The sequence below is a fragment of the Campylobacter sp. CS_NA3 genome, assembly GCF_027797495.1.
In the GTDB taxonomy this organism is placed as follows: Bacteria; Campylobacterota; Campylobacteria; order Campylobacterales; family Campylobacteraceae; genus Campylobacter_B.
Window position 1 is genome coordinate 67,158 of record NZ_CP115609.1, and the last position, 23,585, is coordinate 90,742.

Annotated in this window: 23 protein-coding genes; all 23 read left to right on the plus strand. The window is 35.3% G+C overall.

Annotation, left to right across the window (positions count from 1 at the left end):
- The first annotated feature begins 2 nt into the window (after positions 1–2).
- The 23 genes from PF026_RS00350 (at position 3) to PF026_RS00460 (ending at position 23,583) form a co-directional block, all read left to right on the plus strand.
- Positions 3–1,211 carry a type IV pilus twitching motility protein PilT gene (locus tag PF026_RS00350; RefSeq protein ID WP_270863063.1) on the plus strand — a complete coding sequence of 403 codons (1,209 nt, stop codon included), beginning with the start codon at positions 3–5 and terminating at the stop codon, positions 1,209–1,211.
- 499 nt (positions 1,212–1,710) lie between these two features.
- Entirely contained in the window at positions 1,711–2,295 is a 585-nt protein-coding gene (locus PF026_RS00355; protein ID WP_270863064.1) for a hypothetical protein, read from the plus strand.
- Between the two features lie 587 nt (positions 2,296–2,882).
- Complete coding sequence (locus PF026_RS00360; RefSeq protein WP_270863065.1) at positions 2,883–3,116, plus strand: hypothetical protein; 234 nt, start codon at positions 2,883–2,885, stop codon at positions 3,114–3,116.
- 125 nt (positions 3,117–3,241) lie between these two features.
- A complete protein-coding gene (locus PF026_RS00365) occupies positions 3,242–3,391 on the plus strand; it encodes a hypothetical protein (RefSeq protein ID WP_270863066.1) in 150 nt (49 codons plus the stop codon).
- Between the two features lie 100 nt (positions 3,392–3,491).
- The gene (locus tag PF026_RS00370; protein WP_270863067.1) at positions 3,492–4,028 is read left to right on the plus strand and encodes a 50S ribosomal protein L25/general stress protein Ctc; all 537 of its coding nucleotides are present in this window, start codon (positions 3,492–3,494) and stop codon (positions 4,026–4,028) included.
- An 8-nt stretch (positions 4,029–4,036) separates the two neighbouring features.
- Positions 4,037–4,699, plus strand: a complete 663-nt coding sequence (pth, locus tag PF026_RS00375) for an aminoacyl-tRNA hydrolase (protein ID WP_270863068.1) — start codon at positions 4,037–4,039, stop codon at positions 4,697–4,699.
- 2 nt (positions 4,700–4,701) lie between these two features.
- Positions 4,702–5,763: an LptF/LptG family permease gene (locus PF026_RS00380; RefSeq protein WP_270863069.1), complete on the plus strand. Its 1,062-nt coding sequence runs from the start codon at positions 4,702–4,704 to the stop codon at positions 5,761–5,763.
- A gap of 46 nt (positions 5,764–5,809) precedes the next feature.
- Positions 5,810–7,015 (plus strand): diaminopimelate decarboxylase, encoded by a 1,206-nt coding sequence (lysA, locus tag PF026_RS00385; RefSeq protein WP_270863070.1) that lies wholly within the window; start codon positions 5,810–5,812, stop codon positions 7,013–7,015.
- Positions 7,012–7,794 (plus strand): HAD-IIA family hydrolase, encoded by a 783-nt coding sequence (locus PF026_RS00390; RefSeq protein WP_270863071.1) that lies wholly within the window; start codon positions 7,012–7,014, stop codon positions 7,792–7,794. Before lysA ends, PF026_RS00390 begins: the two co-directional genes overlap by 4 nt.
- The gene (gene pheA / locus PF026_RS00395) at positions 7,781–8,860 is read left to right on the plus strand and encodes a prephenate dehydratase (protein ID WP_270863072.1); all 1,080 of its coding nucleotides are present in this window, start codon (positions 7,781–7,783) and stop codon (positions 8,858–8,860) included. The genes PF026_RS00390 and pheA overlap by 14 nt, the downstream gene beginning before the upstream one ends.
- Complete coding sequence (gene hisC / locus PF026_RS00400) at positions 8,857–9,957, plus strand: histidinol-phosphate transaminase (RefSeq protein ID WP_270863073.1); 1,101 nt, start codon at positions 8,857–8,859, stop codon at positions 9,955–9,957. Before pheA ends, hisC begins: the two co-directional genes overlap by 4 nt.
- Entirely contained in the window at positions 9,957–11,798 is a 1,842-nt protein-coding gene (gene dxs / locus PF026_RS00405) for a 1-deoxy-D-xylulose-5-phosphate synthase (RefSeq protein WP_270863074.1), read from the plus strand. The genes hisC and dxs overlap by 1 nt, the downstream gene beginning before the upstream one ends.
- A gap of 71 nt (positions 11,799–11,869) precedes the next feature.
- On the plus strand, positions 11,870–12,280 hold the full coding sequence (locus tag PF026_RS00410) for a Fur family transcriptional regulator (protein ID WP_270877192.1): 411 nt from the start codon (positions 11,870–11,872) through the stop codon (positions 12,278–12,280).
- A gap of 57 nt (positions 12,281–12,337) precedes the next feature.
- The gene (locus PF026_RS00415) at positions 12,338–13,729 is read left to right on the plus strand and encodes a CYTH and CHAD domain-containing protein (protein WP_270863075.1); all 1,392 of its coding nucleotides are present in this window, start codon (positions 12,338–12,340) and stop codon (positions 13,727–13,729) included.
- On the plus strand, positions 13,729–14,439 hold the full coding sequence (gene ubiE, locus PF026_RS00420; RefSeq protein WP_270863076.1) for a bifunctional demethylmenaquinone methyltransferase/2-methoxy-6-polyprenyl-1,4-benzoquinol methylase UbiE: 711 nt from the start codon (positions 13,729–13,731) through the stop codon (positions 14,437–14,439). The genes PF026_RS00415 and ubiE overlap by 1 nt, the downstream gene beginning before the upstream one ends.
- Entirely contained in the window at positions 14,440–15,603 is a 1,164-nt protein-coding gene (gene xseA / locus PF026_RS00425; protein ID WP_270863077.1) for an exodeoxyribonuclease VII large subunit, read from the plus strand.
- A 12-nt stretch (positions 15,604–15,615) separates the two neighbouring features.
- Entirely contained in the window at positions 15,616–16,692 is a 1,077-nt protein-coding gene (gene serC / locus PF026_RS00430) for a phosphoserine transaminase (protein ID WP_270860250.1), read from the plus strand.
- Between the two features lie 408 nt (positions 16,693–17,100).
- Positions 17,101–19,155, plus strand: a complete 2,055-nt coding sequence (locus tag PF026_RS00435) for a TonB-dependent receptor (RefSeq protein ID WP_270863078.1) — start codon at positions 17,101–17,103, stop codon at positions 19,153–19,155.
- A complete protein-coding gene (locus tag PF026_RS00440) occupies positions 19,115–20,122 on the plus strand; it encodes a FecCD family ABC transporter permease (RefSeq protein WP_373566986.1) in 1,008 nt (335 codons plus the stop codon). The genes PF026_RS00435 and PF026_RS00440 overlap by 41 nt, the downstream gene beginning before the upstream one ends.
- Positions 20,119–20,892, plus strand: coding sequence for an ABC transporter ATP-binding protein (locus PF026_RS00445; RefSeq protein WP_270863080.1), 774 nt, complete (start codon positions 20,119–20,121; stop codon positions 20,890–20,892). Before PF026_RS00440 ends, PF026_RS00445 begins: the two co-directional genes overlap by 4 nt.
- A gap of 5 nt (positions 20,893–20,897) precedes the next feature.
- On the plus strand, positions 20,898–21,689 hold the full coding sequence (locus PF026_RS00450) for an ABC transporter substrate-binding protein (protein WP_270863081.1): 792 nt from the start codon (positions 20,898–20,900) through the stop codon (positions 21,687–21,689).
- Positions 21,686–23,071, plus strand: a complete 1,386-nt coding sequence (locus tag PF026_RS00455; protein WP_270863082.1) for a radical SAM protein — start codon at positions 21,686–21,688, stop codon at positions 23,069–23,071. Before PF026_RS00450 ends, PF026_RS00455 begins: the two co-directional genes overlap by 4 nt.
- Complete coding sequence (locus PF026_RS00460) at positions 23,068–23,583, plus strand: flavodoxin family protein (RefSeq protein ID WP_270863083.1); 516 nt, start codon at positions 23,068–23,070, stop codon at positions 23,581–23,583. The genes PF026_RS00455 and PF026_RS00460 overlap by 4 nt, the downstream gene beginning before the upstream one ends.
- Positions 23,584–23,585 lie beyond the last annotated feature (2 nt).

Sequence of the window (23,585 nt, forward strand, 5' to 3'; positions counted from 1 at the left end):
GTATGCGAGGACTAGAAGGTAATGAAACCGTTGATTTAAACAACCTAAACTACGCTCAAAGAGATAGGCTAAACAAATACCTTGAATTTATGGTTCAAAACGGCGGTAGCGATTTGCATATCAAATCAGGTAGCGTGATTCGCGGTCGAATTAATGGCGAACTTGTCAAATTTAGTAAAAATATTTTTACGCAACAAGACGGCATTGAGCTTGCAAAAGTGCTTCTTAGAACCAGATTTAGCGATTTGATTAAAAATAAAAGCGCCGATTTTACATACGCATTAAATGAAAATTATCGCTTCCGTGTAAATATTTTCTTTCAAATCGACGGCATTAGCATGGTTTTTAGAACAATTCCTGTTAAAATTCCTACTATTGACGAGCTTGGACTTCCTGAATCGATTAAGAAAATTTGCGATGAGACTATGCGTGGTATCGTTTTGCTAACAGGACCTACTGGAAGCGGTAAAACAACCACAATCGCAAGTATGATAAACCGCATAAATCAAAGCAGAACGAGCCATATCGTAACTATCGAAGACCCTGTTGAGTTTGTTTTTAAAGATGATAAATGTGTCATAAATCAACGAGCTATCGGCGAAGACTGCAACACTTTTGCCGACTCAATCCGTGCAGCACTTCGTGAAGACCCCGATATTATTTTCGTGGGCGAGATGCGGGACTTAGAGACTATCGAAACAGCGCTTCACGCTGCTGAAACAGGACACCTTGTGTTTTCGACACTTCACACCGTCGATGCCAAAGAGACTATCGGACGGGTTATAACTATGTTTGAGCCAAGCGAACAAGAGCGGATTAAAATCACACTTGCTGCTGTTATCGAAGCGGTTATCTCTCAACGCCTTGCCAAAACAACGGACGACAAACGATGTGCGGTAGTTGAAATTTTGCGTAAAAACACTCGTATCAAAGATATGATACTCGAAGGTCGCGACGGCGAAATCCCTGATGCGATTGCCGACGGTCGCAACACTTACGGTATGCAAACATTTGACCAACACTTGCTTGATTTGTATAAAGAAGGACGCATTACAAAAAGCGAAGCACTAGATAAGGCTTCAAAACGAAGCGACCTTGACTTGATGATTAAAAATGCCGATTTAGCCAAAAAACAACAAGCGAATTTGGAAGCCGGAAAGGATATGAACGCCGGTATGGAAGACGAAGTCGTTCAATTAAAAGAGTTATAGAATTAAATTTAGCCTAGCTTTTTCGCAGGACGAGCAACGATAGACAAAAAAGTCTTATCTTATGCCCGTCCTGCGAAAAATCATCGGCATAAATTTATCCAAATTTAGTATCCGTAGGGTGGGCATTCTTGCCCACCATTTTATGCTTTAATCAATCAATTTGTTTCAATGTTGTTATTCTGAGCGAAACGAAGTGAAGCAAAGAATCTTTATTTAAATTTACTATTGAATTATTTTATCTTTTTTCGGTGGGCAAGGATGCCCACTCTACGATACTTTTTTATAAATATTATGTTTCATTTCATTATGTTTTATCACATGATTTTAATTTATCGTTAAAAGTCGTTCTATTTGTTGCGTAAATTTATAAAATCGTATTGCAATACATAAAATTTATCTTATAACATGTATCGCATTACATAAATATAGTATCGTAAGTATGAATTAGGTAAAAATTGAGTAGAATTCAAAGTTAGTTTGAATTTGGAAAGGTAAGAAGTTGAACTTACATAATCGTTGGTTAAATAGCTATATTTATTTGATTTTCTTTTATAGAATTTTTAAAAAACCAATATCAACTTTACATGCGGTTTTATGCATTATGTCGTATGGATTGATTTTTGCTTTTTTATATATGATATTCTTGGGCTATTTAAGCCAACAATCTTACAACCCAAAAACGCTAGAAAATCTCGACATTAACGAAGGAATTTTAAAAACTGTTTGGTATAAAGCAAAAGGAAGCAGTGGGACATTGCGTTTAGATTTAAGCGAAAAAGAACACAAATTTTATCAAATCAGAAAAAATGAGCGAGAAATTTACTACAATCTAAAAGGCAAAAAAATTAAAATTTATAGCGAACCAAACACTTTATTTTATCACGATAGAATTCTGCAACTCCAAGATGAAAATGGCAAAATTTACATAAAATACGATTATGAAAATAAACTCAAAGAACCGCAAAGACAAGACAAAACGACAAGTTTTTGCCTAAAAGGAAGCATATTTTTGTTATTTCTCATTTTTATTTCAAATTTAAAAGGCAATACGCCTGAAAATTTTAGAAAGGCAATTAAGGAATAAAATGGGCGAAATAGCGGTATTTCTAGGAAAAATTGGGGTTTTTTTCTGTGTAATTTCGCTTTTAATTTTAGGTCGTGCATTTTTTCATTTCCAAATCAATGTTAAAAATCTTTTTTGTTTTGGTGTTATCGATTTTGACGAACTTAAAAAAGAAATTCAAAAAATTCAAGAAAGATTAAAAACTAAAAATAAAGATAGTTTTTATCAATCGTTTAAATTTTGGTCTATAAGCATACTATATCTTTTTAGTGTTTTCATTATATTTTGTGCTTATATATTTCTTTATATCGGACTTATTTGTTTAAATTTAGGTTTGATATTAGTTTTGATTTATTACAATTTTTGATAGTTAGTATCGTAGGGTGGGCATCCTTGCCCACCATAATAGAATCTCCAAGAATACGCTCAGTGCGTAGTCAATGAAGCCGTGCAAAAGCAAAACGAAGTGATTAGGAAATTTAATTGCCGTGCAAGTGGCGAGAGTTTTTGTTATTAGGGATTTTAAGTTTGCAAATTTAAAAAATTTATTGAATTCACGCTTGAAATTTAGTAAAATTAAAATGTAAAATCATAAAAAAGGATTTATTATGCAAACTTTTAGTATCCAAACTGATAATATAAATGTTATTCAAGCCATACAAGCCCTTGCTAATCTCGATCCAAATACTATCATAACTTGTGAAAATGAACCCAGACATCTAAGCGAAAAAGATGAAAATGAGCTTCAAAAAATTTATGAAAAAAGTAAAAGTGGAAAACTAAAACTCCACACCGACGATGAAGTAAGAGAAAGATTAGCCAAAAAAGGCATTAAATGGTAATCAAATATAGCGATAAATTTATCGACGAAATCGAAGTAATCGTAAATTTTATATCGCTTGATAGCAAAGATAGAGCAAATGAATTTGCTATGAATTTAAAGAAATAGATTGATGATATTTTTCCTATGCCATATCGTTTTCGCAAAAATCAAAAACTAAATGATGAAAAGGTCAGAGATTTGATTTATAAAGGCTATGTTGTGCCGTTTTTCATATATGATGACCATATAGAAATTCTTGGAATTTTTAAAGAAAATTTGCACAAACTGGCATAGAATTTTATTTAATCAAAACGGCGATAAACAAGTGTAAATTCAACTTGTTTTTATAAATTTTTCGCTATACTCTCAGCCTATTTTTTACGAAAGGACAACGATGTTAGAAGGTATCGTTAGAGAGAGTATCGGTAAAAGGTCTTCAAAAGCCTTGAAAAGAGATGGTTATCTAATCGCAAACATTTACGCGAAAGGATTTGAAAATATAAACGCTGCGTTTAAATCAAATGATTTTATCAAAGCCGTAAGAGCCAAAAAAACACTTCCTTTTGAAGTAAGCGTTGGCGGAAAAACTTACAAAGTCGTAATCCAAGAGTATCAAAAACACCCTGTAACAAACGCTTTGTTACATGTTGATTTGCGTGTTGTTGATGACAAAGAAGTCAGCAAATACCTAATCCCTGTTAAAGTCGTAGGTATCGCAAAAGGTCTTAAAAACAAAGGTGTCTTGGTGCAATCAAAAAGACGCCTAGCCGTAAAATGCGCAGGAAAAGATATTCCAAATGATTTCACGCTTGATGTAACTGAGCTTGATGTGGGCGATTCTATCCTAGTTAGAGATATTGTGCTTCCAAAAGGCGTTAGCATTATCGAAAAAGAATCAGTCGCAGTTGTCGGAGTTTTGACAGCTAAATAAGGCGTAAAATGATACTTATCGTAGGTTTAGGAAACCCGGGAGATGAGTATAAAAATACAAGGCATAATGTAGGATTTATGCTGATTGACGAGCTTATATCGGGCGGCGGTTTCGACGCCGTCGGAAGCTTGTCAAAATTCAAAGGCGAACTTTATAAAAAAGGTTCGCTTCTACTTTTAAAACCACAAACTTTTATGAATTTAAGCGGAAATTCGGTCAAAGCCGTTAAAGATTTTTACAAACCTGAGCGAATTATCGTTATCCACGATGACATCGACCTTAAATTTGGTGCTATGAAGTTTAAATTTGGTGGCAGTAGCGGCGGACACAACGGCATAAAGTCAATTGATAATCTAATTGGCAACGAATACGAGCGAATTCGCATAGGCGTGGGACGAAGCGAAAATTCTTTGCCAAATTCGGCAAATTCTGCGAATTCAAAAAATTCAGCAAATTCTCCGCTTTCGCAAATTTCAAATTTATCAAGTCTAAATTTGCCAAGTTTTAAATCAAACACGGCAAATTTTGTTTTATCAAATTTCAATGCAAACGAAAAAGAGTGCTTAAAAGAGATTTTAAAATATGCTAAAAATGGGCTTTTAGAGCTGATAAAATCAAATATTAACGAAATTTCGGCAAAATTCAACACGAAAAACTGCTTGAAGGATTAAGTTTGAAGCTTTACTCGCGATATGTAGGCTATGTTTATTTTAAATATGTCGTTATTTTGTTTATCGCATTGGAGTGCTTTTATGTCGGTATCGATGTGCTGACAAATTTAAAAGACTTCCCGCAAAGCGCAAACACGGCTCTTTTATATATCGCATTAACCGCGAGTGTAGCTGTAACCTACACGCTTCCTTTAAGCCTGATTTTTGCGTTAATCATCACAGCTTTTAATATGATTCGTAGCAACGAATTTGTTAGTTTTTACGCGCTTGGAGTTAGTAAAAATTCATTTATAGTTCCGCCATTTTTGATAGCTTTAATCATAACGCTTATTTATATCGGCTTAAATAATACCCCGTTTGCATACTCGCTTCGTTTTCAAAAGAATTTGACGAATTTCTCGCAAATTTGGTCGCTTAGTAATGATATGTTTTTGAAATTTGAAGGCAAATATATCTACATAAAAGAGCTAAATCCGGGAGCGAAAGCCGCAAGCGATATTGCATTTTTTGAAGTTAAAGATAATGCTTTGATTTCAAAATCAAGTAGCCAAAAAGGCATTTATGAAGATAAAAAATGGCATTTTAGTGAGTTAAATACTACCATTTTGCCGAGCGAATTTGAGCTTGGAAAAGATGGTTTGAAATACGAAATCCAAAACGACATAACCGCTCTTGGCGGATTTGATCCAAATACAATCGAAAGCGTTTATGATTCTGCAAATGTTTATACCATTTCAGAAGCCGTAAAATCGATAAAAACCTTTAAATCACAAGGTATAAATGTCGGTTCAATTAAAGCAAATTTATACAATATGATTTTCTTTCCGCTTTTTGCACCGCTTATGGTTTTGATTTTGTATTATTATCTGCCAGTTACCGGACGATTTTTCAACCTTGCACTTTTGAGCTTTGGATTTTTTATTGCCACGCTTTGCATTTGGGGCGTTTTGTTTGTTTTGATAAGATTTTCCCTAAACGGCGTGATTATCCCTGAACTTGGTATCATAATGCCAATTTTTGCAATGTTTTTGTTTGCATTATATCTCGTTTTTAAGCACCGTTAAGCTTTTTTCGCTAGAATTTATAACTTTTTTATTTTCAAGGAATTTTATGAATTATAATGAAATAGCCACTAAATTTGGCACACCGCTTTATGTTTATGATTTTGACGCGATAGAAAAAAACTATTTAGCTCTAAAAAATTCATTTAACGCAAGAAAATCGCTCGTTTGTTTTGCCGTAAAAGCAAATTCAAATTTAAGCGTTTTAAAGCATTTAGCAAATTTAGGAAGCGGATTTGACTGCGTTAGTATCGGAGAGGTCAAACGCGCTCTTGAAGCAGGAGCAAATTCTTATAAAATCGTATTTTCAGGTGTGGGCAAACAAGATTTTGAGTTAAAAGAAGCCTTAGAAAACGATATTTTGATGATAAATTTAGAAAGCTATGCTGAAATGCTTCGCCTTGAAAGCGTGGCAAAAGAGCTTGGCAAGGAAGCTAGAATTTCAATTCGTGTAAATCCAAATGTCGATGCGAAAACGCACCCTTATATTTCGACTGGTCTAAATGAAAATAAATTTGGCGTTAGTATCGATGAAGCAAAAAAAATGTATATTTATGCAAAAAATAGCGAATTTTTAAACCCTGTTGGAATTCACTTTCACATAGGTTCGCAACTAACCGATATTGCCCCTATTATCGAAGCTAGTGGCATTGTAAGCAAACTTTTGCGAGAGCTTTTGGCACTAAAAATAGAGATTAAATTCTTTGACATCGGTGGAGGAATAGGCATAAAATATCAAAGCGAAGAAGAGATAAATTTATACGATTACGCACAAGGAATTTTAGCTAATCTTAGTGGTCTAGATGTAACAATCGTATGCGAACCGGGGCGATTTTTGGTAGGAAATGCCGGAATTTTCCTAACAAAAGTTTTATATGAAAAGAAAAATAACGAAAAACGCTTTGTCGTGGTCGATGGTGCTATGAACGATTTAATAAGACCAAGTTTATATGGCGCTTACCATGAAATAAACGCACTAAATTCAGCAAACTCTAATGAAAATTCGCCTTGTGATATAGTGGGGCCAATTTGCGAAAGTGGAGATTTTTTGGCAAAGGGCGTGGAGTTGCCGAATTTAAATAGCGGCGATTTGCTTTGCGTAAAAAGTGCAGGGGCGTATGGCTTTACTATGTCGAGTAATTACAATTCGCGTGGCAGAGCCGCAGAAGTCGCCGTGCAGGGCGGCAAAGCTAGACTTATTCGCAAACGAGAAAGTTTTGAAGATTTAATCGCACTTGAAAAGGAATATTTGTGAGCTTTTTGATCGATGTTCAAGGAACTTTGCTTAGTGATAGCGACAAAAGCCCGATAAAAGGGGCAAAAGAGCTAATAAATTTTTTGAACGAGAAAAATTTGCCCTATGTGGTTATCACAAACAACACAAAGGCAAAAAGTGATGATTTTTTAGCGAATTTAAGGGGTAAGGGACTAGATATAAAGGACGGCTCTTACCTTGATCCATTTTGCGTTTTAAATCGCTTTATAACTCCGTGCGATGCGGCACTTTTTGGGGCGGACGAATTTAAGCAAACTATGCAAAATTTGGGTTTTACGCAAAATTTAAAATCAAAAAATGCAGTCCTTGTGGCAAGCTGGGACGATTTTAAATTTAGCGAATTTGCAAATATGATTGAGCTTGTTTTGGGTGGAGCGAAATTTATCCCGCTACATGAAACTAGCATTTACAAAAAAAACGGACGGCTCTATCCGGGCGTGGGCGCGGTCGCAAATATGATAAAAACAGCCACAAACTGCGAATTTAACGCCATTGGCAAACCAAGTTTGGCATTTTATAACGAAGCGTTAAGACTATTAAATTTGCAAAAAAATGGGCTTAAATTTAGCGATATAACTATCATTAGCGATGATGCGCTTGGCGATTTAAAAGGCGCAAAAGCGCTTGGTATGAAAACGGCTTTGGTGCTTAGCGGAAAAGTTGAAAAGGTGGAAAATTCCGGCGTTGAGCCTAAAATTTTGGATTTTGTTTTTAAAAGTGTAGATGAGTTTTTAGGAGCGATAAGTGCAAAATATTGATGATTTGAGAAATTGCATAGATGAAGTCGATATGCAAATTTTGGAACTTCTTGATAAAAGAATGGATTTTGTCAAAAAAATCGGCGAGTTAAAAAACTCAACAGGAACGGCGATTTACAGACCTGAACGCGAAAGGGCGATAATTTCTAGGCTAGGAAGTGCAAAAACAAAAAATTTAAGCAAAAATGCGATCGAAGCGATATTTTTTGAGATTTTTTCGGTTTCAAGAAATTTGGAAAAACCGCAAGTTGTCGCATTTTTAGGACCTTTTGGAACGCACACTCATCAAGCAGCGCAAAGTCGTTTTGGTGCGGTTAGCTCGTATCTGCCGCTTTCAAACATAGAAGCAGTTTTTAAAGAGCTTATAAATGGCGGTGCTAAATACGGCGTCGTGCCGATAGAAAACAACACAGAAGGAGCAGTTGGCGTTACGCTTGATTGTTTGCGAAAATACGATAGCGTGAAGATTGTGGCTGAAATTTATATGGATATTCATCACTCATTTGCTAGTAACTGCACCGATATTGGCGAGATTAAGACGATTTTTTCGCACCCGCAAGGTTATAATCAATGTCGCAAATTTTTAGACGATCACAATCTAATAGGGGCTGAATTTATCCCTACAAAATCAACGGCATTAGCAGCTAAAACAGCTTCGCAAACACCAAATTCGGCGGCGATTTGCTCAAAAATAGCAGCGAATTTATACGATCTTCCGATTGTTTTTGAAAAAATCGAAGATAATTCGGCAAATCGAACTAGATTTTTTGTGTTAAGTGATTTTAAAAATCAAAAAAGCGAACATGATAAAACAAGCATTTTGGCTAAAACTGACGATAGACCGGGTGGTCTAGTCGAACTTCTTCAAATGTTTAGAAATGAAGGTATAAATTTGACTAAACTTGAAAGCAGACCGGAAAAAGCCAAAAATTTTAGATACGGGTTTTACATAGATTTTGAAGGTCATATCGATGATGAAAAGGTTAAGCGTGTGCTAGAAGATGCGCACAAAAGGGGTCACGAAATATCGTGGTTAGGAAGTTATATAAACGGAGAGATACAATGAAATTTAACGAATTTGTAGAAAATTTAAGTAATTACGAAGCAGGAAAGCCAATCGAGCTAGTCGTGCGTGAATTTGGCATCGACAAAGATGATGTTATCAAACTAGCAAGTAATGAAAATCCAATGGGAACGAGCAAAAAGGTTCAAAAGGCGATTGAAAAAAATGCACGAAATGCGCATTTATACCCTGATGATTCTATGTTTGAGCTAAAAGGGGCGTTATCTAAATTTTATAATGTCGGCGAAAAAAATATCATCATCGGTTCAGGAAGCGACCAGATAATCGAATTTGCACTTCATGCAAAAACGAGTGCGAAAACCGCCATTTTAACGGCAGGAGTTACATTTGCGATGTATGGAATTTACGCAGCTCACTGCGAAAGCAAAGTTTATCGCACAAAATCGCAAATGCACGATTTGAGTGAATTTTTAGAAATTTATAACGCACACAAAGATGAAATCGGCGTGATTTTTCTTTGTTTGCCAAACAATCCGTTGGGTGAGTGTTTGGACGCAAAAGAAGTTTATGAATTTATTCGCAAAATCGACGAAAATGTGCTAGTTGTCATTGACGGCGCTTATAACGAATTTGCGACATATAAAGATAAAAATAAAGAGATTAGACCTGAATTTATCGTTAAAAATTTCAAAAATGTTCTTTATCTTGGCACCTTTTCTAAACTTTATGGTTTAGGGGGCATGCGTATAGGATATGGCGTAGCAGATGAAAATATCATAAATGCTCTTTACAAACTTCGTCCGCCGTTTAATGTAACAACTATCAGCCTAGTTGCGGCATTAGCTGCGCTTAAAGATGAAAAATTTGTAAAAGAGACTTTGAAAAACAATTTCAAAGAGATGAAAAAATATGAAAAATTTGCCGACGAAAACGGCATAAATTTCATAAATTCATATACGAATTTTATCACTTTCGTTTTTGATGAAATGTTCGATAGCACGGCTATTTCAAATGCGTTACTTAAAAAAGGCATAATCGTGCGAAATCTAAAAGGCTATGGCTTAAACGCAATTCGCATTACCATAGGGCTGCCAAAACAAAACGATAAGTTACTTAAAACGCTTGAAAAGTATTTGTAATGGATATTAAAAACTATTCGCTAGATGAGTTAATCGAGCTTTGCGAAAAAATTCGCTCTCGCATTTTAGAAGTCGTTAGCACTAACGGCGGTCATCTAAGCTCAAATATCGGTGCGGTTGAGCTAATCGTAGCTATGCACTTCGTTTTTGATGCTAAAAAAGATCCATTTATCTTTGATGTTAGTCATCAAAGCTACGCTCATAAACTTTTATCGGATCGCTGGGATAGTTTTGAGAGTTTGCGTAAATTTGGCGGTATCAGCGGTTATACAAAGCCAAGCGAGAGCGAATTTGATTATTTTATCGCGGGACATAGCTCGACTTCGATTTCACTAGCTCTTGGAGCAGCAAAAGCCATAAAACTTAAAAACGAAGATCGAATTCCTATCGCATTTATCGGCGATGGCTCGATGAGTGGCGGGATAGCTTATGAAGCTATGAACGAGCTGGGCGATTTAAGACTTCCTTGTATAATCCTTTTAAATGATAATAAAATGAGCATTTCCAAGCCAATCGGGGCTTTGAGTAAATATCTAAGTCAGGCTATGGCAGGGGAAATGTATCAAAAATTCAAAGGCAAGGTTACGCAAATTTTATCTCACGCGCCAAAAGGCGCAACCTATATGGCTAAAAAATTTGAAAATTCTTTGCGTCTAATCATGCCCGGAATGTTTTTTGAAGAGCTAGGTCTTGAATATATTGGTCCAATCGACGGGCATAATTTGGTTGAGATTATAAACGCTCTTGAAGCGGCAAAAGCGATGAAAAAGCCCGTGGTGATTCATGCTCAAACCATAAAAGGCAAGGGTTATGAAAAAGCCGAAGGTTACGAAGTATCGTGGCACGGCGTGGGGCCTTTTGATCTGCAAAGCGGCGAATTTAAAAAAGGCGAAAGCCTAAAAAAAGCGACTGATATTTATAGCGAAGCTTTGTTAAATTTAGCCAAAAAACACGAAAATGTCGTAGGCGTAACGGCTGCTATGCCAAATGGAACAGGCATCGATAAGCTTATGGAAGCTTTTCCTGATCGTTTTTGGGACGCAGCAATAGCCGAGCAACACGCAGTTAGCTCAATGGCGGCGATGGCAAAGGAAGGCTTTAAGCCTTACATTACCATTTATTCGACATTTATGCAGCGCGCTTATGATCAAGTGATCCATGATTTAGCTATTATGAATTTAGATGCAGTTTTAGCAATGGATAGAGCAGGAATCGTCGGCGAAGACGGCGAGACGCATCAAGGCGCATTTGATATAAGCTTTTTAAATGCGATACCAAATATCTCGATGTGCGCTCCAAGGGACGAGCGAAGTTTTCATGCTTTAATGGAGTATTCTTACGCGCATAAGGGAGTTTTGGCAATTCGCTATCCGCGGGGAAGCTTTATTTTAGACGAATTTAAAGATAAATTTGCGAATTTAGAGATTTTGGATTTTACAAAAGCCTGTTTTTTGCAAGATAATAAAAACGCAAATGTCGCTCTTATCGGTTATGGAAACGCTGTGGGTAAGGCCTGCAAAGTGGCTTTAAATTTAGAAAATGAAATTCCTTGCGATGTTGTGGATTTGGTTTTTGCTAAGCCATTAGATAGTGAATTTTTACTAAATTTGGCTAAAAAAGATAAAATTTGGTATGTTTTTAGTGATAGTGCGAAAAAGGGCGGTATCGCTGAAATACTCGGCGGTTTTTTACAAGATAATAAAATTTATGATATAAAAATTTATAGTTTTGAATATAGCGATAAATTTATCCAACACGGCAATACTGGCATAGTTGAAGCGAATTTAGGACTTGATTACAATACTATTACAAATTTTATATTAAATAATAAAAAATCTTAATTAATATAAGACAAGTTTAAACTTATTTTTGCTATTATTCTTACGAAAATTATAAATTTAAGGAAAATTTAATGGATCACATTGATTTGCTGAAAAATTGCGGTTTAAAAGCTACTCCGCAAAGGTTTTGCATTTTAAAGGTTTTGGCTCATCACGAACACCCAAGCATCGAAAAACTTTATGAAGATATTAAGAAAGATTATCCGTCTATCTCGCTTGCAACGGTTTATAAAAACCTTAACACTTTACTTGATGAAGGCGTTGTGGTCGAAGTAAATGCGCCAAATCAAAAAAGCAGATTTGATATTTATGAAAAACCGCATATTCATGTAGTTTGCGAAAAATGCGGAAGTATCGAAGATTTGGGTATGGACGATGATACTTTAATCAAAGCAAAAGAAGAATTCGAAAGAAAAGCAAGAAACATTATCAAAAAATTCAATGTAGTTGCGACCGTTAGCGACTGCGAGTGTTGCAGATAGTTTGAAATTTAAGCTCTATTTTGGTAGGATACTCCACCTTATTTTTTGGAGTGGAGTATGCAAATAGAGCGTAAATTTTTGTTTAGCAAGACTGAATTTTTAGCTCACAACACTACAAAATTCCAAAAAGATAAAACACAAAAATTTTATATCTCATTAAATCCACAAATTTGCTATATCAAAAGTTCTAACGGCTGTTTTTTATCGCACAAAAAAGAGAATTTGCAAATTTTTACGATCTCAAAAGATGAATTTAAAATCGCACAAAAAGATAAAATTATTCCAAGCTTAAAATATGACGCATTTAAATCTCAAAATGCCGAATTTAGAATTTATAAAGGCGGACTTAGCGGAGTTTGCATAGCAAAAGTGCTTTTTGAAAATGAAAATTTAGCGAAAGAATTTGATACAAATTCATTTTTTAGCGATATGAAATTTAGTGAAATTTCAAATTTAAACGAATTTGATGAGTTAAATTTAGCTCTTTTTGGAACTCCGCTTGGCAAATTTGACACGAAAAAAGCATGGCAAATTTTACGCAAAAATAAAAATTTAACCTTTAAAATTCCTGCATATTTGGATAGTTTTGAAGCTATTATTTTAATTTTACGATTGATTTTTGATGATATTAAAAACTTTAAAAATGAGTTTTTAGACGATAAAAATGGTGAGAGTTTGCACAAATTTAGGATTTCTCTTAGAAAATTTAGAGCCGTTTTAAAACAAAGCAGAGAACTTTTTGAGCCCAATTTCTGTAATGAAATTTTAAAAATTTTAAAAATCATCGCAAACAAAACAAACGAAAAAAGAGATTTGGAAATTTTTCATAAAAAATTATCTTTTTTAAATACGCCAAATTTGCTACTTCAAACGCTAAAAACTAGCGAAGAAAAGGCTAGTTTAAAATTAGAAAATTTCTTTAAAAGCGAAAATTTCGAGCTGTTTTTAAAAACACTTGAAGCATTTTTGAGCGATGAAAATCGTCGTTTTGGCGTCAAAGAGTATGAAAAAAGAGCGAAAAAATTTATTGCAATTTTGCTTTTAAACGATATAAAAAAATTAAAAACTGAACTAAAAAATTTAAATGAAAATTCGCAGAATTCGGACTTTCACGCCATAAGAATAAAAATAAAAAATTTAAGATACGCACTTGAATATTTTACTTCAACTTTCAATCAAAAATCTCTAAAAGAGCTTTCAAAAATATCAAAGCGTTCGCAAGAGATTTTTGGAAATTTGCAAGATATTGATTTGTGGCTAAAATTTATACAAATTTATCAAAATTCACTGAAAAACCAAAATGAAATTTCTACATTTTTATGCAGTTTTGAAAGACTGATTTTAGGGCATAGTGTAAAAATAAAACAAAATATTTTGGAGAATAAGGCAAAATTTATTAAAATTTTAAACAAAAATATCAAATTTTTAAAAATTTATAAGGAAATTTAGTGGAAAAGCAAGAAAAAATCGTAGAAATGTTTAACGAAATCGCCCCTACTTACGACAAGGCAAACAGGGTTATTAGTTTTGGAGTTGATGTTTCGTGGCGAAAAAAAGCGGTCAGGGCGGTGTTAAAAAAATTTAAAAATCAAAACATAAAAATCGTCGATGTCGCTTGTGGCACGGGCGATATGATGGGGACTTGGGCGAATTTAGCAGGTGATTTTAGCGTTAAAATCGATGAAATTATCGGCGTTGATCCAAGCACGGGAATGCTTGAAGTGGCAAAGGAAAAGTTTAAGGATTTTAAATTTATCACAGCAAGTGCGACTGAAACGACGCTTTCAAGCGGGAGTGCTGATATTTTAAGCATAAGTTATGGCATACGAAATGTTGTCGAGCTTGATAAGGCTTTGGTTGAATTTAACAGAGTGCTTAAAATAGGCGGTTATTTAGTCGTTTTGGAATTTACAAAAAGTAGTAAAAAAAGCCTAGTTTTTAGAGCAAGAGATTTTTATGTCAATAAAATTTTGCCTAGTCTTGGCGGTTTTGTTTCAAAAAACAAGGAAGCTTACGAGTATTTGCCAAATTCGATAGGAAATTTTTTAGATACAGCTGAATTTAAACAAAAGCTCGAAAACAGCGGTTTTGAAGTTGAAATTTCAAAAGGTTTTAGCTTTGATGTTACTACGCTTTTTGTCGCAAAAAAGGTGCGTTAAATGACCGTTAGCGAACTAAACGAACAGGCAAAAACGCTTTTAGAGACATCTTTTTCGCTTGTAGAAGTTGTCGGAGAGATCTCAAAATTTACCAAAAACGCAACCAGCGGGCATTGGTATTTTACGATAAAAGATGAAAAAAGTGCGGTTGATTGCGCTATGTTTAAGTTTGCAAATTCACGACTTAAATTTCTTCCAAAAACCGGCGACAAGGTCGTTATCACGGGCAAAGTTAGCCTTTATACTCCAAGCGGAAGCTATCAAATCATCGCTTCAAATTTGGCGCTTCAAGGGGACGGCGAACTTGAAATCGCCTTTGCAAGACTTAAAGAAAAACTAGCTAGCGAAGGGCTATTTGAGCTAACACGAAAAAAACCACTACCAAAATTTCCTAAAAAAATCGCTTTAATCACAAGCCTAACTTCGGCAGCATACGCAGATATGAAAAAAATCGCATTTGATAAAAGGGCTTTTTGTCAAATTCACGCCTACGGTGCACTAATGCAGGGCGAAAATGCAGCATTTAGCATTATAAATGCCCTAAAAATCGCCGATAGCAAGGATTATGATGCGATTGTTATAGCCAGAGGCGGCGGTAGCAAGGAAGATTTATGGTGTTTTAATGACGAAAATTTAGCAAGAGCGATTTTTGCAGCAAAAACGCCCGTGATTTCAGCAATCGGACATGAGATCGATTTTAGCATTAGCGATTTTGTTGCCGATCACAGAAGCCCCACGCCGACGGCTGCGATGGTTGATCTACTTCCTGACGGAAATGAACTAATGCAAAATTTAGATAACATGGATAGATATTTTAACGATTTTATAAACGATAAAATTGTAAAATCAAAAAATTTAATAAATACGCTAAATTTGGAGTTAAAAAGCAAAGCCGTAGGCGAAAAAATCAAGCGTTCGCTTTTAAATTTAAACGCTTTAAAGCTTAAATTTGATAATGCTATAAATTTGAAATTTACAAATTTAAAAGCTGAAATCAGACTAAAAGATGAAATTTTAGCCGGGAGAGCGAAATTTTTTGAGATTACAAAAGATTTGGTCGCAGTTTTTAAAGACGGAAAACTTACAAATTTAAGCGATTTAAAAAGCGGCGATAAAGTCATTTTATCATCGCAAAATACGCAAAAACAAGCAACGATAGAATAAAAAGGAGAAAAAATGCAAAGAGTTATAAATTTTAGCGCAGGTCCTAGCACGATACCGCTAAGTGTCCTAAAACAAGCCCAAGACGAGTTTTTGAACTATCAAGGACGCGGATATTCGATCATGGAAATTTCGCACAGAACGAAAGTTTTTGAAGAGGTTTTGCACCAAGCTATGGATAGAGTAAAATCGCTTTACGGATTTAGCGATGATTATGCCGTGCTTTTTTTGCAAGGGGGTGCTAGTTTGCAGTTTGCGCAAGTGCCGATGAATTTATGCAACGGCGGTGTCGCAGAATACGCAAATACAGGTAACTGGACAAATAAAGCGATTAAAGAAGCCCAAATTTTGGGGATAAATTACAAGGTCGTAGCAAGTAGCAAAGAGAGCAAATTTGATCATATCCCTGTGGTTAAATTTAGCGACGATGCCGATTACGGCTACATTTGCTCAAATAATACGATTTACGGAACGCAGTATAGTGAGCTTCCAAAATGCAAATGTCCGCTAGTCGTGGATAGTTCGAGCGATCTTTTTTCTCGCCCTGTGGATTTAAGTAGCGTTGGACTTTTTTACGGCGGAATTCAAAAAAACGGCGGCCCGGCAGGCGTAACGCTTGTGGTGATTCGCAAAGATTTACTTGATCGCGTAGAAAATACAAAAACGCCTTTGATTTTGCGGTATAAAACGCAGGTTGAAGCTGATTCTATGAGTAACACGCCAAATACTTTTGGCATTTATATGCTAAATTTAATGCTTTCTTGGATTGAAAATTTAGGCGGATTAGGCGAAATTCACAAACGAAATGTCGCAAAAGCTGAGCTTTTATACGGCACGATTGACGAGCTTAGCGATTTTTACAAAGGTCATGTAAAAAAAGATAGCAGAAGTCTTATGAATGTGGTTTTTAACATCGCAAACCCTGAACTTGAACCGCTTTTTGTCAAAATGGCAGAAGCTAACGGCATGATAGGACTTAAAGGACACCGCGTTTTAGGCGGAATTCGCGCTTCGATTTATAATGCTATAACGCTAGATAATGTCCAAACTCTTTGCGAATTTATGAGAGAATTTGCGAAAAAAAATGGGTAGATTATTATACTAAATGGCTTAAATTCGCGCTTTTAGGCTTTGCGCACACAAACCAAGTGCGTTTTGCTTAAAAGCGTGAAATTTTTTAAATTATTACGCCTATAAATTTGCAAACTCTACAATTTAAATATAATCTAATTTTAAAAATTTACAAAATTTAAATGCTCAGTGTCGAGTGTCTGGCTAAATTTGTATAAATTTAGCACAAAACTAGCAAAAAATACGCTTAAATTTACAATTCTTTTTGAAAATAATTTTTATTTTATCAAGATAAATAAATTTATTGATTTTAATTATTAATTAAGATTAAATTTGATAAATTTTCGCAATTTTAAATTTTAAATCATTATATATAGTTATTTTAAACTTTATATTTGATTATAATTATTATTTAATAAAGGAGAATTTATGCTTAAAAAAGTTATATTTTTAAGCTTGTCGGCTAGTTTAGCTTTGGCAAATTCTATCGAATTTGATGAGATTGTCGTAACGGCAACCGGATTTGAGGGAAAACTAAGCGATGAGGTGCGAAATGTCTATGTTTTGGGCGAAAATGAAATCCAAGAACGCGGATATAGAAGCATAAAAGAGGCATTAGAGAAAATTCCTAGCGTTGAGTTTATCAACACAGGCGGTATCGGAAATAAAATCGATATGCGTGGTCAAGGTGCTCGTGCAAATACTGCCGTAAAAGTGCTTATAAACGGCGTTCCTATGAATATGATTGATTCGGCTCACGGAATCGTGCCTTACGAAATGATAGCAATCGAAGATGTCGAACGCATAGAAGCTATGCCGGGTGGTGGAGCCGTTCTTTATGGAAGCGGCACAAGAGGCGGCGTTGTAAATATCATCACAAAAAGAACCCAGCGAGATTTTTACGCAAATATCGGCACAAAATGGGGTAGTTATGATTATAAAGATTTTACGACAAATGTCGGCGGAAATGCAAGTGAAAATTTGTTTTTGAAATTTGGAGCCAAAGTCTTTGATACGGACGGCTATACGCGTGATTTTCACGAAAAAGGATATTTTCTAAACGGCACGATGGATTGGCAAATCAGCGAAAATCAAAGCCTATTTTTTATGCCAAGTTTTTACAAAGGCAAAATAAATTCGCCGTTTGAAGGGCTAACATTGGCACAAGTTTTACAAGATCGCCGTGCAAATCCGTATCCAGGTTTTACGGGCGATGAAGATATGAAAAGAGTTGATCTGACATTTGATTACAAGGCTAAAATCGGCGATAACTTTACGCTAAATGTTTTGCCGTATTATCAAAGAGTAAAGATTAAAAATAATAGCGATTATGCCAAAGCCTACGGAAGTCCATATTTAGCCTATGAAACTAACGGATTGTTTGGTGATACAAAATACGGACTAAATATAAAGACAAAATTTGATTATGATAGCGGAGAGTTGATTTTAGGGTATGATTATATTTTAAATAAAGGCGATAGAGAATCTCACACATTTTACAAAGTCGATATGGGTAGAATGCAAATGTCTCATCATATTGACACGGTTTTGGGGCTAGATAAAACAACACATGCCTTTTATTTTATGGAAAAACAAGAATTTGGCGATAAATTTGATCTAAATTTTGGAGCGAGATTTGAAAGGGCTAAATTTGATATAACTAGAAACACAGCCCAAGAGATGAGCGCTACTATACCAAATCCAGCGATGAATACCAAAACAAATGCAATCCATACCCAAAAATCAAACCAAAATAATTACGCACTTGAAATCACGCCAAATTTCAATTATTCATCTAGCGGAAATATCTATGCGAAATTCGAAAGGGGCTATGTTTCGCCATCGCCAAATCAACTAACCGATAAAAATCCAACCACAAAAGAGTATAGTTTTAACGGGATTGATAGTGAAATTTACAAAACCTATGAAATCGGCTTAAAAGATGAAATTTTTGGCTCATTTGTGAGTGCGACTCTATTTTACACAGATTCAAAAGATGAGATTATCGAAGTGATGCTTGGTGGTCATGGCGATGGTTGGCGATACTACAACCTTGATAAAACTCGCCGTTACGGGGCTGAGCTTTTTGCAAGTCAAAAACTGTTTGATAAATTTAGCATAAGCGAAAGCTACTCTTTTGTCGATAGCAAAATCAAAGAAGGCAATAACGCAGGAAAAGAAGTTCCGTTTGTATCTAAACACAAATTCGTTCTTGGGGCAAGTTATGAGCCGATTAAAAATTTGAAATTTTGGAGCGATGTGAAGTATTATTCGAAAAAATTTGATAGCAATTATGAAAGAATTCCTGCAAAAACGATTGTAGATGCAGGATTTAACTACAAATTTGCAAACGGATTTAGCGTAGGTGCTGGTGTCAAAAATCTTTTCAATAAAAAATATTACGAAGCACAAAGCGTAAAGCAAGATAGTTATTATCCTGCCAATGAGCGAAATTACTATGCCGAATTTAAATACGATTTCTAAATTTAGCTTTATTTCGGCTTTTTTGTTTGTGATTTTAGCGTTCCTATCTTTGATGATAGGAACGGCTAATATAACTTTTAGCGATATTCTTGCCTGTATTAGCGGTAACCAAATCGATGAAATGAAAAAGGTAATTTTATTTCAAATGCGGCTTCCGCGCCTAGTAATGGCACTTATAGTTGGTATGCTACTAGCGACTTCCGGCGTGGTTGTGCAAAGCGTGTTTTTAAATCCTGTTGCAGATCCTTATATTATCGGTATCGCTTCGGCAGCTACTTTTGGAGCGGTGATAGCATATTTGCTTAAAATGCCAGATATTTTTTACGGAATTTTTGCATTTTTTTGTGCGGCGGGTTTGTCGTTAGTTATTTTTAAACTTGCTAAAAAAAACCGAAGTATCGCAACGCTTTTGATTATCGGTATGGCGATTTCAGCTTTTCTTGGTTCATTTACGGCATTTGCGACATATCTCATCGGCGAAGATAGCTTTAAAATCACGGCATGGTTAATGGGATACATAGGCTCAGCTTCGTGGAGCAAAATTTTGATTTTGCTGCCGCCTTTAATGGTCGTTATGATATATTTTTACACAAAAAGGCATGAACTAAATATCATTTTAAGCGGCGATGAAGAAGCCAAAAGTCTTGGCGTAAATGTAGAAAAAAGCAAGAAAAATTTACTCATCGCTTCATCTTTGCTTATCGGATTTTCGGTCGCATTTACAGGCATGATAAGCTTTGTTGGCTTAATCATACCGCACACTTTAAGAATGCTACTGAAAACTTCGAGCAACGCTATTTTAATCCCGACATCTGCCGTTGCCGGTGGGATATTTTTGATATTTTGCGATTTGATTGCAAAAAATATTTTAAGCCCGATCGAAGTGCCAATCGGCGTTGTAACTGCATTTTTCGGTGCGCCGTTTTTTCTATTTTTAGCGTTAAAATCAGTCAGGGGCATAAGATGAGCGTTTGCGTTAAGGATTTGAAATTTGGATACGGTGCAAATTTAACACTTGATGGCGTAAATTTGGAGCTAAAAAAAGGCGAATTTGTTGGAATTCTAGGACCAAACGGCTGCGGTAAATCAACGCTTTTAAAAAACATAATGCGAATTTTGGATTTAAAAAGCGGTTATATCGAAGTGGTGCAGAAAAATTTAAAAGAGTATAGCCTAAAAGAGTTAGCCAAAATTTTGGGCTTTGTTCCGCAAAAAACAGCATTAAGTGTGCCGCTTAGTGTGGAAGAGATTTTGCTTATGGGGAGATTTTGTCATTTAAAAAGCGAATTTAGTGGTTATGAAAGGCAAGATTACGAAAAAGTTAGCGAAGTTATGGAGCTTTTAGATATTTCTAAATTTGCAAAGCGAAATGCTTATGAGCTAAGTGGTGGCGAATTTGGACGAGTTTTGATCGCAAGAGCGTTAGTTAGCGATCCGCAAATTTTGCTTTTAGATGAGCCAACGAGCGCACTTGATTTAAATTATGCGCTAAGTATTATGAAAATTTGCAAAAAACTAACTAAGGAGCTAAATTTACTAAGCGTTATGGTTATTCATGATTTAAATTTAGCGGCACTTTTTTGCGATAAAGTTTTTATGCTACGAAGTGGCAAAATTCGCTATCAAGGTAGCCCAAAAGAGCTTTACACAAAAGAAATTTTGCGTGAAATTTACGATTTAGAGTGCGAAATTTTATATCACAAAAACGATCCATTTATCGTTTTATCAAAGGAGTAAAAAAAATGAAAAAATTATTTTTAACGCTGGTTTTAGGCGCCTGTGTTTTAGGGGCAAAAAATTTAGTCGTGCTTGATCCTGCGGCAGTAGAAATTTTATATATGCTTGAAGCAGAAAGCCAAATTTCAGCCATTTCAAGCACAACGATGTCAAAAATTTATCCGGAAGAAAAAACGGCAAATTTGCCAAGTGTAGGAACATACATAAAGCCAAATTTGGAAAAAATCGTTGAACTCAATCCCGATTTAATCATCACTAGTTTTCACTCGGCAAATGCAGGAAATGATTTGAAAAATCTAAATTTCCCCTCAATGGAGCTAAAAGCCGATAGCCTAAATCAAATTTGCCAAAATACAAAAAAACTCGGCGAAATCACAGATAAAAGTCAAAAAGCAGACGAGCTTTGTGTGGGCGTGGAAAAAATTTTTGAAAACAAAACGGCTTTGAAAGATAAAAGTGCGATTGCCTTTTTTTCGGCAAATCCGATGATGGCTTTTACTGATACGACATTGCCCGGCGATATTATCTCAAAATTTGGCATGAAAAATCTTGCAAACTCACTTCAAGGCTCAACGCCGATAATTTCGAGCGAATTTATACTTTCGCAAAATCCCGATTTTATCATTATGGTTGGGCTTAATTCTGATTTGGATAGCTTTTTAAAAAATAATCCCATTTTATCTCAAAGCAAAGCCGTAAAAAACGGCAAATTTATAGTAGTTCCTAGCACGATACTTCGCGGAAGCCCTAGAATTAGCATTTTAATAGAGCAAATTTATGGAGAGCTTACAAAATGAACGGCGAAAAAAACGGCTTAAATTTGGCAAATTTACCACAAGATATTCGTGAAAAACTTGAAAAAAGCGGTATGGATTTAGAAAATTTGCCAAAAGCTATGTTAGAAAAACTACAAAAAATGTCTTCACATGGTGGCGGCAAAGAGATAAACATGGATAATGAAAATCCGTTTAAAGAGCGCATAAAAACGCACCATAATGAGCGAATTTTTCCGCCTGTGGTAGCTAGCGAAGATGAGCTATTTAAAGCGTTAAATTCGCCAAGTGGAAGCGAAGATTGTGTGATTTATTTTCATATACCATTTTGCGATAATATCTGCTCGTTTTGTTCGATGAATCGCACGAAGTTAGCCGACGAACTTGATAGTTACACTGAATTTTTACTTGGCGAAATCGCTAAATTTGGCAAGACGGAGTATCTAAAAAGCAAAAAAATCAAAAGTATTTATTTTGGCGGTGGCACACCGACAACGCTGAAAGAAAACCATTTTGAGCGAATTTTCGCTGCGATTTTTGAGAAATTTAGCGTCGATGAAACCTGCGAAATCAGTTTAGAAAGCACTTTGCATAATCTAAGCGTAGAAAAAATAAAATTTTTACAAAATATCGGCGTAAATCGTTTTAGCATAGGGATTCAAACTTTTAGCGATCACGGACGAAAGTTTTTAAACCGCGTTTATAACGGCAAAGGGGCGATTAAAAAACTAGCAAATTTGCGTGAGAATTTTGACGGACTTCTTTGCACCGATATAATCTACAACTATCCAAATCAAAGCTTAGATGATGTTAAATTTGATGCAAAGCAAATTTTAGATTTAAATATCGATAGCACGAGCTTTTACTCGCTTATGTATTTTGATGGCGCAAAGCTTTCAAAAGACGGCAAAGAATTTGAGTATGATTTACAAACCGATTTAAATTTGCATAACGAATTTGCAAAAACTCTGCTTGAAAGTGGAGAATTCGAGCTTTTGGAGCTTACAAAACTTGCTAGAAAAAATCGCGATACTTACGAATATATTCGCCACACGCACAAAGGCACGGATATTTTGCCTTTGGGAAATGGCGCAGGTGGCAAGATAGCCGGTTTTGGTATGTTTGGTATGGCAGGGCGAAAAATGATAAGCAAAATTTCGCCAAAACAAGCTGAATTTGAGAAACTTTGTAATCTTTTTCAATATGATTGCCTAAATTTGAGCGAATTTAAAAATTTGAGCGAACAAACCTGCAACGAGCTTTTTGAATTTTTAAAAAAATGCGAAAATTTAGGCTTGGCAGAGCTTTTTTGCGGCAAATTTAGACTAAATTTAAACGGAGTTTTTTGGGGAAACAATATCGCAGTAAATTGCGCAAATATCATTAAAAAGGAGTTTATAAAATGAGTAAAAAAATTATTATTTATTCATCACTTACGGGAAACACGGCAAAAGTTGCAAACGCAATCGCAGAAGAAATCGGTTGCGAGAGTGTGAGTTTTAGCGAATTTAAAGGAAATTTGGACGAATTTGATTTTATCGGCGTTGGCTTTTTTGTCGATAAGGGCGGAGCAGATACAAAATTTACTAAATTTTACAAAGAAAATATCAAAAACAAAAAAATCGGCGTTTTTATGACTTTGGGGGCAGAGCCAGAAAGCGAACACGCTAAAAAATCTTTGCAAAAAGTAGAAGACGAGCTTATGGAAAACGGTTGCGAAGTCCTTTGCGATTTTGCATGTCAAGGTGCGATTGATCCAAAACTAATTGAGATGATGAGAAAAATGGCAGAAAAAGGAAATTCGCCCCACCCTATAACTCCCGAGCGCGAAGCAAGGTGGGCAAATGCGGCTTCTCACCCTGATGAAGCCGATTTAGCCAATGCAAAAAAGGCATTTGAAAAGATAAAAAATTTATAAAT